The 13,734-nt window shown below is 73.7% G+C and carries 8 protein-coding genes; 4 read left to right on the forward strand and 4 right to left on the reverse strand.

Annotation, left to right across the window (positions count from 1 at the left end; translation table 11 throughout):
* Positions 1 to 21: 21 nt before the first annotated feature.
* Positions 22 to 1,290: an MFS transporter gene (locus AW27_RS17885; protein ID WP_052030337.1), complete on the reverse strand. Its 1,269-nt coding sequence runs from the start codon at positions 1,288 to 1,290 to the stop codon at positions 22 to 24.
* 188 nt (positions 1,291 to 1,478) lie between these two features.
* On the opposite strand from AW27_RS17885, the gene AW27_RS17890 reads away from it, so the two are divergent.
* Together AW27_RS17890 and AW27_RS17895 are read left to right on the forward strand one after the other, a co-directional pair.
* Positions 1,479 to 1,985: a MarR family winged helix-turn-helix transcriptional regulator gene (locus AW27_RS17890; RefSeq protein WP_037920073.1), complete on the forward strand. Its 507-nt coding sequence runs from the start codon at positions 1,479 to 1,481 to the stop codon at positions 1,983 to 1,985.
* Between the two features lie 107 nt (positions 1,986 to 2,092).
* Positions 2,093 to 5,491 (forward strand): AfsR/SARP family transcriptional regulator, encoded by a 3,399-nt coding sequence (locus AW27_RS17895; protein WP_304949881.1) that lies wholly within the window; start codon positions 2,093 to 2,095, stop codon positions 5,489 to 5,491.
* Positions 5,492 to 5,519: 28 nt separating this feature from the next.
* Here the strand turns inward: AW27_RS17895 and AW27_RS17900 are convergent, their stop codons facing one another.
* Together AW27_RS17900 and AW27_RS17905 are read right to left on the reverse strand one after the other, a co-directional pair.
* Positions 5,520 to 7,538, reverse strand: coding sequence for a sigma-70 family RNA polymerase sigma factor (locus AW27_RS17900; RefSeq protein ID WP_037920071.1), 2,019 nt, complete (start codon positions 7,536 to 7,538; stop codon positions 5,520 to 5,522).
* 222 nt (positions 7,539 to 7,760) lie between these two features.
* Positions 7,761 to 8,537, reverse strand: coding sequence for a TetR/AcrR family transcriptional regulator (locus AW27_RS17905; RefSeq protein ID WP_037920070.1), 777 nt, complete (start codon positions 8,535 to 8,537; stop codon positions 7,761 to 7,763).
* Positions 8,538 to 8,870: 333 nt separating this feature from the next.
* On the opposite strand from AW27_RS17905, the gene AW27_RS17910 reads away from it, so the two are divergent.
* Positions 8,871 to 10,301 carry an NAD(P)/FAD-dependent oxidoreductase gene (locus tag AW27_RS17910; RefSeq protein WP_052030336.1) on the forward strand — a complete coding sequence of 477 codons (1,431 nt, stop codon included), beginning with the start codon at positions 8,871 to 8,873 and terminating at the stop codon, positions 10,299 to 10,301.
* 135 nt (positions 10,302 to 10,436) lie between these two features.
* On the forward strand, positions 10,437 to 12,257 hold the full coding sequence (locus AW27_RS17915) for an ATP-binding SpoIIE family protein phosphatase (protein ID WP_037920069.1): 1,821 nt from the start codon (positions 10,437 to 10,439) through the stop codon (positions 12,255 to 12,257).
* A gap of 63 nt (positions 12,258 to 12,320) precedes the next feature.
* On the opposite strand, the gene AW27_RS17920 is transcribed toward AW27_RS17915, so the two are convergent.
* Entirely contained in the window at positions 12,321 to 13,622 is a 1,302-nt protein-coding gene (locus AW27_RS17920) for an MFS transporter (protein ID WP_037921276.1), read from the reverse strand.
* Between the last annotated feature and the right edge of the window lie 112 nt (positions 13,623 to 13,734).

The following is a 13,734-nucleotide window of genomic DNA, read 5'->3' on the forward strand; positions in this document are numbered from 1 at the left end:
GCCCTACCGGCTGACCGGGCCCTACCGGCCCAGGACCAGGGCGGTCGCGATCGCCGGGCCGAAGGCGCCGCCCAGCTGGTAGCAGAGGGTGAACAGGCCGATGGCCGTGGGGCGCTGGGCGTCGGGGGCGCTCGACGCGGCCTGCACCGACAGCACGGCACTGGCGCCGGCCGCGCCGAACACGCCGCCGAGGGTGGCCGCCAGGAGCAGCGGGCCCGAGCTCCCGAACACCGCGAGCACCACGGCCAGCGTGCCGACCGAGACCAGTACGGCGCGTACGGCCGTCCGGCCCATGCGCGCCGAGCCCGCCGCCAGCAGCCAGGAGAGCGCGGATCCGGTGAGCAGCGTCACGAGCTGACCGGTGCCGGCCGCGGTGACGTCCCAGCCCGCGCGGTCGGTGAGCAGCCGGGGCACGGCGAACAGCAGGGTGAAGTACGAGGTCGACAGCGCGCACGCGAGCAGAGCCGAGCCGAGGAAGAGGCGGCTGCGGACCAGGGCGGCCGGGACGAATCCGTCGGGCCGGCGCCGCATGTGGAGCGTAAGGAGCCCGGCGGCGATGGCCGCGGAGCCCAGGGCGGCGGCCGGCGCGTGGGGGAGCAGGACGAGGGCGGTGGCCAGCACGGCCAGCAGTGCGGCGCCGCGCGTGTCGAACCGACCCTGCGGGGCGGCGGCCGGGGCCTGCGCGTACCGGCTCACCGCGGGCACCGCCAGGAGCGAGACCAGGGACACCGAGAGCGAGAGCCGCCACGACACGGTGTGGGAGAGCTGCGCGCCGAGCAGCGGGCCGGACGCGCCCAGCATGCCGAAGCCGGCGCTGATGACGCCCATGCGGCGGGCCGAGCCGGCCAGGCTCATCGCGGCCGCCACCAGGCCGGCGCCGCCCACGGCCTGGGCGGCTCGGCCGAGGAGGACCGCCGCCAGCCAGGGGGATGCGGCGACGAGGAGTGTGCCGCCGAGGAGGAGGGCGGTGGACAACCGGAGGACCGGGGTGAGGCCCCGGCGGCGCAGCAGCCCGGCCAGCAGCGGGACGGAGACGGCCATGGCCCAGGCGAAGGCGGCGACGAGCCGGGCCGCGGTCGAGGTGTCCACCCCGAGGGAGGCGGCCATGTCCGGAAGGATCAGCACGGGGGCGTTGGCCGTGGCGGCCACGGGGGTGGCGAGCAGGGCGAGCCACAGCACGGGGACCGGGGCGGTGCCGGGGGCGGGCTTCGTGGCGGTGGCGGTGGTCGTGGCCGTAGTGGCGGTCGCGGCTGTGGTGGCCGTGGTGGCGTTGACGGGTTTGGGGGTCATGTGGCGCCGGCTCCGATCCGTCTCAAGGTTCAGAATCTCAACGTTGAGATAAAAGCAGGGCCATCCTCTCAACGTCAAGTGTCTCAACGTTGAGATATTCTGGAGGGCGACAGACACGTCGACAGACACGTCGACAGACACGTCGACAGACACGTCGACGGGCGCACGTCGACGGAAGAGGAGGCGGCATGAGCGACGCGGTGGACGCGATCATCGGACAGTGGGCGCGGGAGCGTCCCGAGCTGGTACCGGGCCTGTGGCCGGTCGAGGTCCTGGCCCGGATCCAGCGGATGAACCGGATCCTCGACAAGCACCTCAAGGCCTTCGCGGCAGAACACGACCTGGAGGCGGGTGAGCTCGACATCCTCTTCACCCTCCGCCGCAGCGGCCCTCCGTACGCGCTCACCGCCGGAGCCCTCATCCCGGCCGCCATGGTGACCTCCGGGGCGATCACCAACCGCATCGACCGCATGGAGGCCAAGGGGCTGGTGGAACGGGTGCGGGACGGCCAGGACCGCCGTACCGTCCGGATCCGGCTGACCGAGCACAGCGTCGGCCTCACCGAGTCGCTGCTCGAAGACCACCTGCGCCGGTACGCCGAACTGCTCGCCCCCCTCGACGCCGCCACCTGCGCCACGGTCGCCGAGGCCCTGCGCACCCTCCTGGAGGCCGGCGGCGACACCTCGATCACCTGAGGCCGGGCCGCGCCGACGGTCACCACGCTCCCGGCGGCGCGACCGCCGGCACGGGCCCGTCCCCGAATGGCGCCGCCACCCACCGCCCGGCCGGGCAGAATTGGCGGGTGCGGTACCTCATCCTCGGCGTCACCGAGGCACACGACGAGACCGGTGCCCCCCTTCCGATCGGCGGCGCCCGGCTGCGCGCACTCCTCGCCGCGCTCGCCCTACGCGCCGGCCGGACGGCCGCCGTCTCCGCACTCGTCGACGACGTCTGGGGCGAGGCCCCGCCCCTGGACGCCCCCGCCGCCCTCCAAGCGCTCGTCGCCCGCCTGCGCCGGGCCCTCGGCGGCCGGGACGCCGTCCACGCCGCCCCCACCGGCGGATACCGCCTCGCCGCCGCCCCCGACGACGTCGACCTCCACCGTTTCACCCGCCTCGCCGCCGAGGGCGACCGGGAGCTGGCCGCCGACCCGGAGGCCGCCGCCCGCACCCTGCGCACCTTCTCCCTCTGGCGCGGCCCGGCCCTCGCAGACCTGGCCGAGCCCGCCCGTACCGCACACGCAGCCGCCCCCGAAGCCCGCCGCTCGGCCGCCCTGCGCCGCCGCATCGAGGCGGACCTGCGCAGCGGCGCCACCGCCCCGGAGCTGCTCCTGCCGGAGATCGAGGCGCTGGTCCACGAGAGCCCGTACGACGAACCGCTGCGCGCCCAGCAGCTGCGCGCCCTGCGAGCCGCCGGCCGCAACGCCGACGCCCTCGCCGCGTACGAACGCACGCGCCGCGCCCTCGCCGACGGCCTCGGCACCGACCCCGGACCCGAACTCACCGCCCTGCACGCGGAACTGCTCCGGCCCCAGCCGCCGCAGACGTCCCTGCCGTCACGGACTCCGCGACCGCCGGGGACCGCACCGGCACCGCTGAAAACCCAGAACTCCCAGAGCTCCCAGAACTCCCAGCACACCGAGAACGTCCAGACCCCGCCCGGCCGGCCGCCGCAGCCCGGCGGCCCGCCGGCCCCGTCCACCCGCCCGGAGGCCCCGGGCCCGGCCTCGGTGCCGGCCTCGGTGCCGGCGCCGCGCGGCAATCTCCGTCCCCGTCTGAACTCCTTCGTCGGCCGCGAGCCCGAACTGGCCTCCCTCCGCGACGACCTGGCCCGGCTGCGCCTCATCACCCTCACCGGCCCCGGTGGTTCGGGAAAGACCCGCCTCGCCGAACACGCCGCCGCGTCCCACCCCGAGCCCGGCTGGCTCGTCGAACTCGCCCGCCTCGAACACCCCGACGCCGTCCCCGGCGCCGTCCTGAGCGCCCTCGGTCTGCGCGAGAACTCCCTGGTCGCCCGCGAGACCCCGGCCCCGACGGCCGCCGCCGACCCCACGACCCGGCTCGTGGAGCACTGTGCGCACCGCCGTCTGCTGCTGGTGTTGGACAACTGTGAGCACGTTGTCGAAGCTGCTGCGGCGCTTGCTGAACGCCTCCTTACGCATTGTCCTGGTGTTCAGGTCTTGGCCACCAGCCGCGAACCCCTCGGTGTGCCTGGGGAGATGGTTCGTCCGGTGGAACCGCTGCCCGACCCGATTGCGCTGCGGTTGCTGGGCGACCGTGGGGCGGCGGCCCGTGCCGGGTTTGCGGTGGAGGAGGATCCGGTCGCCGCTGCGGAGATCTGCCGTCGTCTCGATGGGCTGCCGTTGGCGATCGAGTTGGCGGCGGCGCGGCTGCGGCTGTTGACCCCGCGGCAGATCGCGGATCGGTTGGACGATCGGTTCCGGCTGTTGACCGGTGGTTCCCGTACGGTCCTGCCGCGTCAGCAGACCCTGCGTGCGGTCGTCGACTGGTCTTGGGACCTGCTTGACGAGGCCGAGCGCACGGTCCTGCGTCGGCTGTCGGTCTTCGCGGGCGGCTGTGACCTCGCTGCCGCCGAGGCCGTGTGCTCCGATCCGGCCGGGGACGGCGTCGCGGACGTCGCCGACACCCTCGGCTCCCTCGTCGACAAGTCCCTCGTGGTCGCCGCCCCCGCCCCCGACGGCACCGCCATGCGCTACCGCATGCTCGAAACCATCCACGAGTACGCCGCCGAACGCGCCGCCGCCCACCCGGCCGACGCCCGCGCCACCGCCCGCCGCCACGCCGCCCACTTCCTCGCGTTCGCCGAGCGGGCCGAACCCCTGATCCGCACCGCCGCCCAGCTCCCGTGGATCCGGCTCGTGGAGACCGAACTCGACAACCTCCGTGCCGCCCTGCACACCACGACCGCCCACGAGGCCGACGCCGAAACCGCACAGCGGCTCGCCTGCGCCCTCGGCTGGTTCTGGTGGCTGCGCAACTACCGTGTCGAGGGAGCCGAGTGGACGACCCGGGTCCTCACCCTCACCCCGGGCCGAGCGCCCGAGGGAACGCCCGCGTACTGGCGCCGCATGCACCTCCAGGTCCTCGGCATGTTCCTGCTCGCGGACAGCGACTCCGCCAGGAAGTTCCGCACGCCCGAATACCGGGAGCTCGCCGTCCGAATCAGGACGGCCTTCCGCCGGGACTCCCCCGAGACCGCGGTCTTCCCGGGGATCCTCTGGCCCGCCACGTCCTTCCTCGTCGGCGACGCCGTCGACATCGGGACCGACCTCGACCGGTCCGTGGAGAACTGCCGCCGGCATGCGAGCGAATGGGAACTCGGCATCATCCTCATGCTGCGCGCCCGAACCGCCATCGACATCACCGGAGGGCTGTCCACCGTCGACGCCGACCTCGCCGAACTCCACGGCATCGCCCGGCGCGTCGGGGACCGCTGGACCCGCGCCCAGGTCGCCGGCGCCGCTGGGGAGATCGCCTTCTCGCGCGGCCGGTACGCCGAGGCCCGCACCGAGTTCGAGGAGTGCCTGCGCCTCGCCCGCGAGGTCGGGGACCACGGCGAGGTGCCCTTCGCCATCGCCCGGATCGCCGAGGCCGCCTACAGTGCGGGCGACCTCGACGACGCCGAGCGGCTCCTGGCCGAGGCCGGGGAGGAGACCGACCGGCACGGCGGCGCGCAGGACGTCAGTGCCTACGCCCGGTTCCTCGCGGCCCACCTCGCCCTCCAGCGGGGGGACGCCGTCCGAGCCAGAACGGAGTGCGAGCTCGCCCGCGTCCAGACCGAACGGATCACCGTGCCGGCCCAGCTCACCGCCGGGCTGGACACCGTCGACGCCCTCCTCACCGCACGCGAACACGGGCCGGAGGCCGCACTGGCTCTGATCGGACCCGCTCTGCACGCCGCCGTCACAGGGCGCTGCGCCGAGCGCGTCCTGGCCGGCGTCGCGGAGGCGGCTGCCCGGTTCCTGGCCGACGCCGACCGTCCCGCCGAGGCCGTACGGGCCCTCGCGGCGGCCACCGCCTGGCGCGCGGGCCTGCCCCGCTCGGTCCCCGAGGAAACCGTCGTGGACGGCCTCCCGGAGCGCACCCGGGCGCTGCTCGGCCCCGACCGCTGGGCGCGGGAGGAGGCGGCGGGCGCCGTGCTCACCCCGGCCGGGCTCGTCACCGCGCTCACCGCCGGCTGATCACCTGCCGCTGATCACGGACAGGCATTCAGCGGCAGGTGATCACCGCGTCGGCCCAGCTCGCCAGCGTCGGCAGCCGGCCCGGGCCGGCCCGCTCCACCACCAGCCGCAGCGACGTGCGCCCTTCGAGGGAGACCTGGACGGCCGCGGGCGGATCCTCGTACCCGAGGGCCCCGGACTGCCACAGCCGCTGCCCGTCGGCGTAGACGGAGAAGCGCAGCGACCCGTCGGTGAGCAGCGACAGGCCGTCCACTCCGGCCCAGGCCGAGAGGCCGGTGCACTGCCGGTTGAGGGCGATCTCCACAGAGGAACGCGAGTTCACGGTGATGCCCTGCGCGAACCGCCGGTCGCCCACCCGCAGCCCCCACCGCTGCCACACCCAGCTGCTGTGCCAGGTCTGCAGCTCCGGGCCGCTGTGGTCGCCCCGCACCGAGTAGGGGAGGGCCGCCAGCCGGAACGACTGCGGCGGCTTCGGGACCGGCGCCGGGGTCGTCGGCGTCGGCGCGGGCGTGCTCGGGGACGGCGCGGGCGCGGGCTTCTCCCGGCTGGGGGAGGGCGACGGAGACACCGAGGGCGCCGCCGGGGACGGGGAGGCCGAGGCCGATGGTGCCGGCTTGCGCGACGGGGGTACGGAGGCCCGCGCGGGCTGCGGCTCCGTCTCCGGCGGGCTCGGCTCCGCCGAGGGCGACGGGGAGGCGGGTGCCCTGGGGACGGCGGGTGCTGCCACGCTCGGCGCCGGCTTCACCCGGGCCTGGGGCTCGGGCTCATCCCCGGCCAGTGCGAACACCACCCCGGCTGCAGTGGCGACCGCGATACCGGCGGCGAGGGCGGCCTTGGCCGGCAGCCCGAGTCCCTCGGCCGCCAGCGCACCCCCGGCCGCGGATCCGGAACCACTGACTCCGGCCCCGCCGGCAGCGCCCCCTGCGGCCCCCGCCCCGGAACCGGCCGTACCTCCCGCAGCCCCGCCGGCACCGGCCGCCGTACTGCCCGCGGCGGCCGCCGCGGCCCCGGCCCCGCCCGCGGCGACGGCCCCACCGGCCACCACCCCGGCCGCCTTGGCCGCGTACCCGGCGGCGAACCACCCGATGACCGCAACCGGAAGCAGCGCCGGAATCCCCGCGTTGACGTCCTTGAGCTCCCCGGCGGCCAGCCGGCACTTCACGCACTGCTCCAGGTGCTTGCGCAGCCCCCGCTCCGCCCGCATCCGCAGCCCACCCCGCGCGTAGGCGCCCAGCCGGTCCGCGTACCGCGCGCAGTCGCCGCCTTCGCTCAGCGCCGAGCTCACATGGGCCTGCAGGTAGGCCTGCTTGAGGCCTTCGCGGGCGCGACTGGCCAGCACCGCCGTCGCGTTGGCGCTCAGCCCGAACAGCGGGGCGATCGCACTCGGCGACGCCTCTTCGACGGTGGTGTGCCACAGCACGGCCTGCCACCGCTCGGGCAGGCTCCGGAAGGCCTGCATGGCCAGCGACTGCTCGGCCACCCGCATGGCCCGCACGTCGGCGCCCAGTTCGAGGGTGTCGTCCCCCGAGAGCCCGGACATCCCGGCGCCGCTCTCGGTACGCGTGGCCGCCTGCTCCGCGAAGACGGCGAAGTCCTCGACGAGGTGCTCCCGCTTGGCCGTCTTGGCCCAGGTCGCCGCGACCCTGCGTACGGTGGTGAGCAGATAGGCCCGCACCGACTGATCCGGCCCGGCCCCGCCCCGTACCGCCTGCAGGGTTCGTGCGAACACCTCGGCGGTCAGGTCGTCCGCGGTGTGCTGGTCCCGGCAGCAGGACCGCGCGTAGCGGCGTACGGCGTCGGCGTGGCGGCGGAACAGCTCCGCGTACGCGCCGTCGTCACCGGCTCGCATCCGGGCGATCAAGTCCCCGTCGGACGGCGGCAGCTCACCCCCGGAGCCGACCGGACCCGAAGGACCCGAGAGACCCGACGAACGTGCGCGCCCCCCGCCCGGTTCGCGCTGCGCCGGCACCTGCCGGGCGGGGAGGCTGCCCAGCTCGGTCTCGCCGCCGGCGCCACCGGACGACTCTTCACGCCCGTCAATGCTCATCGCGGAAGCCCCCGCACGACACGCTCAACCGGTACACCGATTAAGCGTGTCACATGGCGGACACGCGTCGAACCCCTCCGGGCGCCATCCACCCGTCCGGGAAGGTTTCGACACATCACCGAACACGCCGCCGCGCGTGCCGACGAACCATCGGCACCCGGACGTCCGTCCGGTACCGACCCCGTACCGGCCCGGCACCGACCCGGCGCCGGCCCACCGGGATCACGCAGTCCGGGAACGCAGCCCTTCGAGCAGGATGTCGAGCAGCCGGGTCGAAGCCGCCGCCTGCTGCGCCGGGTCGGGCAGCGCGGGCGCCGCCGTCGCTATCACCAGCAGCACATCGGCCACCGTGACGTCACCACGCAGCTCACCGGCCTCCCGCGCCCGGTGCACCAGCCGGCCGACGACCTCCAGCAGCGCACCCGCACCCGCGTCGTCCGAAGGCTCGTCGTCAGAGGCGCTCCGCGCCGCTCCCACGACCCGCAGGCCGGGAGTCCCGGCCGCCTCTGCCGCCTGGCGCTGGTGCGGAACCCGCACCTCCTCCGCCTCCCCGGCCGCCTCCTCGGCGGTCGAGCCGACGCGCAGCACCTGAGGCGGCAGCAGCCGCCCGGCGCCCGAGGCCACGGAGGTGCGCAGGAAACGCGACAGCGCCTGCCACGGCTCCTCCTCCTGGCCCAGTGCCGTCTTGGCCTGCTCGGTCAGCCGGGCGGTCTCCTCCTCGGCTATCCGCCGCACCAGGACGTCCTTGCTCGGGAACCGCCGGTACACGGTTCCGACACCGACCCGCGCACGGCGTGCCACGTCCTCCATCGGAGCTCCGTAGCCGAGCTCGCCGAAGACTTCGCGGGCCGCGCGCAGCACGTGCTCCAAGTTGCGCTGGGCGTCGACGCGCAGCGGCGTGGACCTGCCCACACCGTGCGTGGTCGCGCTGGTCAGTGCGCGACCGCCGCCCTCGACCGAGAGAGCGGTCGCAGAACCATGGAAATCGGAAATGTTCATATGTATCCCCCGGTAATCATTTGTCTCCCCCCGGAGACACTCCCCGCCTTCACGCCGAGGGGGGCCACGGTCTCAGGCCCGGTCCTCGACGAGATACGAACATAGTTGAGCCAGAGTCAATTCAGAAGAGGCAGCCCCGGACGGACCACCGCCCGATCGGAGCATTCACCCCCACTTTTCCCTTCCATGCCCTCGGAACCTCCCTCTCCGCCCGCCCTGACCTGCGAAGTTCCGCCACCTCCAGAGGTCCTCCTCCGCCCCGCCCCAGGACCACCACCGGTCACACAATGTGCCGGGCCTGTGGACAAACTCCCGGCCACGTTGCGTCATGGGATGGTGAAGGCTGCTAACTCCCGGGGCGCGGCCCCCGGTACCCCGCCCCGCACGCGCATCCTGATCGTCGGCGGCGGCTACGTCGGCATGTACACGGCGCTTCGGCTCCAGCGAAAGCTCAGAGCGGGAGAAGCCGAGGTCACGGTGGTCACGCCCGAGCCGTACATGACCTATCAGCCCTTCCTCCCGGAAGCGGCAGCGGGCGCGATCTCCCCGCGTCACGTCGTGGTCCCCCTGCGCCGCGTCCTCGGCAAGTGCCGCATCGTCATCGGACAGGCCACGAGCATCGACCACGCCAAACGGACCGCGACCGTCAACACCCTCGCCACCGCCGACGAGGGCGTCGGCCCCATCGAGATCGAGTACGACGAGCTCGTCCTCGCCCCCGGCTCCGTCTCCCGCACCCTCCCCGTGCCCGGCCTCGCCGACTACGGCATCGGCTTCAAGACCGTGGAAGAGGCCATCGGCCTGCGCAATCACGTCATCGAGCAGATGGACATCGCCTCCTCCACCCGAGACCCCGCCATCCGCGACGCCGCCCTCACCTTCGTCTTCGTCGGCGGCGGTTTCGCGGGCGTCGAAGCCCTCGGCGAGCTGGAGGACATGGCCCGGTACGCGGCGCGGTACTACCACAACATCAAGCCCGAGGACATGAAGTGGGTCCTCGTCGAGGCCAGCGACCGCATCCTCCCCGAGGTCGGCCTCGAGATGGGCGTCTACACGGTCCGCGAACTGCGCAGCCGCAACATCGACGTCCGTCTGGAGACCCGGCTCGAATCCTGCGAGGGCCGCGTCGCCGTCCTCAGCGACGGCGCCCGCTTCCCCACCCGCACCATCGTCTGGACCGCCGGCGTCAAACCCCACCCGGTCCTGGCCGCGACCGACCTCCCCAAGAACGAACGCGGCCGTCTCGTCTGCACCTCCTTCCTCACCGTCGAAGGAGTCGAGCACGCCTGGGCCGCGGGCGACGCCGCCGCCGTCCCCGACATCACGGCCCCGCCGGACGCCGAGGGCCCCCGCCGCGAGTGCGCCCCCAACGCCCAGCACGCCGTCCGCCAGGCCAAGGTCCTCGCCGACAACCTCCTCGCCGCCTTGCGCGGCGAGGTCCTGACCGAATACGCCCACAAATACGCCGGCTCGGTCGCCTCCCTCGGCCTCCACAAGGGCGTCGCCCACATCTACGGACGCAAGCTGAAGCGCTACCCGGCCTGGTTCATGCACCGCGCATACCACCTCAGCCGCGTCCCGAGCTTCAACCGGAAAATGCGCGTACTTGCCGAATGGACCCTCTCCGGCCTCTTCAAGCGTGAGATCGTCTCCCTTGGCTCACTCGAACACCCCAGGGCAGAATTCGAACTGGCCGCAGGCGGCGGCCCCAAGTCACCTCCCCCGCCCCTCGCCCCCAACCCCCCGAAGAACGGCCAGGGCTGACGTTGTCAGTGCGGTCGGCCACACTGGACGTGTGACCATAGGTGTGCTCACACCTGCACAGAGTGACAACGTCCCGTCAGCGACCGCCCACGAGCGACACAGCGACCACTCGCGACACCACGAGGCTTGAACGCAGTGAACTTCACGCGCTGGAGCGCCCGGTTCCCCGGAACACAGCGCCGCGCCGCCGCCCGGACCGAACACGCCGCAGCCCAGGCCAAGCGGGGCGAAGGCGCGGTCCCGGCAGCCCGCGGCGGCCGCCCCGACCCCGGAGCGGAGCGGTCCGCGCCCGCCACCGACGGCCACCCGGCGGACCCCACGGTCTCCGGCACAGGAACGGCGACCGGGACGGCCAAGGGCAGCACCGGACCGGGCACCGGCACGACCCCGGCCCGGCGGACCGGCGCCCTCACCGCCGTGCCCTCCCTCGACGAGCTCCCCGCCCGCGAGGTCCTCGCCCGGCTCCCCGCCCTGGTCGCCCTCGTCCACGGCCCCGAACACCGCGTCGCCTACGTCAACGACGCCTACACCGCGGGCTTCGGCACCCGCGCCCCCGGCGCCCCCGCCCACGAGGCCCTCCCCGAACTCGGAGAGCTCGGCCTCCTCCCGCTCCTCGACCAAGTCCAGCGCAGCGGCAAGCCCCGCACCGCCAAGAACCGCACCGCACCGGGCGGCGGCAACTCGTACACCGTCACCTGCACGCCCGTCGAGTTCCCCCGCACCGGGACGGAGACCGGGAGCGTGCCCGAATCGGAAGCCCACGACAGCGGCGTCATGATCCACCTCGCCGACGTCACGGACCACGCCGAGGCCGTCGAGCGCCTGCGCGCCAGCGAACGCCGCCAGCGCGAAGCCGCCGTCACCCTCCAGCGCTCCCTGCTCCCGCAGGAGCTGGAACAGCCCGACGACCTGCGCATCGCCGCCACCTACCAGCCCGGCGGCACCGAGGCCGCCGTCGGCGGCGACTGGTACGACGTCATCACCCTCGGCGCCGGACGCACCGCCCTCGTCATCGGCGACGTCATGGGCCGCGGCGTCCGCGCCGCCGCCGTCATGGGCCAGCTGCGCACCGCCGTCCGCGCCTACGCCCGTCTCGACCTGCCCCCGCACGAGGTGCTCCAGCTCCTCGACGGACTCGCCGCCGAGATCGACGCGAGCCAGATCGCCACCTGCGTGTACGCCGTCCACGACCCCAGTGAGGGCCGGCTCGCGTATGCCTCCGCCGGACACCTCCCGATCCTCGTCCGCGACGAGCACGGCACCGTGCGCAGAGCCGCAGACCCCACCGGCCCGCCGCTCGGCACCGGCGGCTGGCTGCACACCTCCGGCACCATCCCGCTCGGCCCCGGCTCCACCGCGGTCCTCTACACCGACGGCCTGGTCGAACGCCGCGGAGAGGACATCGACGAGGGCGTCGCCGCGCTCGAACGCGCTCTCGCCGGAGCCCAGGGCACCCCCACCGTCATCTGCGACCGCCTCATGCGCGCCCTCGGGGTGGACGCCGACCACGACGACGACGTCGCCGTGATGGTGCTCCAGCAGCCCGCGCGCAACGGCGCGGACGCCGAGCTCTTCCACAACGCCGCCCTGGAACTCCTGGGTGGCATCGAGGCAGCCCCGCGCGCCCGGGCCTTCGCCCAAGGAGTCCTCGCCTCCTGGCGCTTCCCCGTCGAGCTGTGCGACCTCGGGGTCCTCGCGGCGAGCGAACTCGTCGCGAACTCCCTCCAGCACGGCACCCCGCCCATGCACCTCCGGCTGCGCCGTACCGACCGCCGGCTGATCATCGAGGTCACCGACGGCGACGACCACCTCCCGCGCCGCCGCCGCGCCGAACCAGCCGACGAGACCGGCCGCGGCATCTCGATCGTCGCGACCATCGCCTCCTCCTGGGGCTCCCGCCGCACCCCGGGCGGCGGCAAAGCCGTCTGGTGCGAGTTCGCCCTGCCGGACAAGTAGCCCGAGCGCCCGGACACGCCGAAGGCCCGGGTCCGCGCAGACCCGGGCCTTTCGCCTGCGCACCTACCGCCGCGCCTCCGCGTGCACGGGCTGCGCGGACTCCTTGACCGCGGCGGGACCGCCCTGCGCGACGATCCTGCTCGCCAGCACGGGGTTGTCCTGCATCGGCGTGAGGCCCTTGCCCAGTCGCAGCGCCAGGCCGGCGATCCCGAGCGACACGAGTACGAAGACCGCGATGTACAGCATCGGAACACCTGCACCCAGCGGCACCCCGAGCGGCCCCAAGGCCAGCGCCATCTGCTTGACCAGCGCGAACGCCGAGTTGTACTGCCCCACCGAGCCCTCGGGCGCCAAGTCGGCGACCAGCGGGGCCAGCGTCGGCGACAGCATGGCCTCACCGATACCGAAGAGCGCGTACGTGGTGATGAACGCGGCGGCGGCCATCATCGCGCTGCCATGTCCCAGCCCCGAGAACCCGGCGATCAGCCATGCCCCCGTCCAGATCAGCCCGACGAGCGCGATCACCCGCGACCGGCGGCGCTTCTCGACCAGCTTCAGCACGACGAACTGCGCGAGGACGATCGCACCGGTGTTGGCGGCCAGGGCGAAACCGAGTGTGGAGGGGGAGATCCCGGCTGCCTCCGTACCGAAGGCGGCGAGACCCGACTCGAACTGCCCGTAGCAGGCGAAGAACACCACGAAGCCCAGCACGCACAGCTGCACCATGGTCTTGTGGCGCAGCAGCCGCTTCCAACCGCTGCCACCGGCCCGTGCCGGGTCCTTCGGCACGGCGTCCTTGATGGCCGGCACCTGCGGCAGCCGCACGGTGGCGACGACGCCCGCCAGCACCAGGAACATCACGGCCTCGATACCGAACAGCAGGGTGAAGCTCCCCGGCCGGCTCTCGTCGACGATCTGACCGCCGAGGAGACCGCCGATGCCGAGCCCCAGGTTCTGCATGAAGAACTGGAGGGCGAAGGCACGGGTACGGGTGGACGGCGTGGAACACCACACGATCATCGTGGCCAGGGCCGGCTGCATCACGGCCTGACCGGCGCCGAGGGCCAGCGCGGACAGCAGGATGGGCACGACTCCCGTGGCGAGGCCGAGCGCGAGCGCACCCGCCGAGGCGGCCACGGCCGCACCCATGACCACGGGCACCGGACCACGTCGGTCGATGATCCGACCGGTGAAGGGCAGCGCGACAAGGGCGCCCAGGGCGAAGGCCACGAATGCGCTCGTGGCCGCCATGGAGCCCAGACCTCGCACCTGCGCCACGTAGATGTAGAGGAACGGAACCGTGAAGCCGATGCCGAACGCCGTCAGCGCGTTCCCGGCCTGGATCCGCCGCATCGCGGCGCCCATCACCTTGGTCACTTCTCACCTGCCTTGATAACTGAAGACTGAAGACTTCATACCTAAAGTTCGATCCTTAACAGTACACACCGAAGGAGTTAGACGCCAACGCGTTCGTGCC

This window comes from Streptomyces sp. PCS3-D2, from assembly GCF_000612545.2.
Taxonomy (GTDB): domain Bacteria; phylum Actinomycetota; class Actinomycetes; order Streptomycetales; family Streptomycetaceae; genus Streptomyces.

Excerpts from the sequence above, each read along its gene's own strand:
- AW27_RS17885 (WP_052030337.1), bottom strand. The coding sequence starts at position 1,290 with ATGACCCCCAAACCCGTCAACGCCACCACGGCCACCACAGCCGCGACC.
- AW27_RS17890 (WP_037920073.1), top strand. The coding sequence starts at position 1,479 with ATGAGCGACGCGGTGGACGCGATCATCGGACAGTGGGCGCGGGAGCGT.
- AW27_RS17900 (WP_037920071.1), bottom strand. The coding sequence starts at position 7,538 with ATGAGCATTGACGGGCGTGAAGAGTCGTCCGGTGGCGCCGGCGGCGAG.
- AW27_RS17905 (WP_037920070.1), bottom strand. The coding sequence starts at position 8,537 with ATGAACATTTCCGATTTCCATGGTTCTGCGACCGCTCTCTCGGTCGAG.
- AW27_RS17910 (WP_052030336.1), top strand. The coding sequence starts at position 8,871 with ATGGTGAAGGCTGCTAACTCCCGGGGCGCGGCCCCCGGTACCCCGCCC.
- AW27_RS17920 (WP_037921276.1), bottom strand. The coding sequence starts at position 13,622 with ATGGGCGCCGCGATGCGGCGGATCCAGGCCGGGAACGCGCTGACGGCG.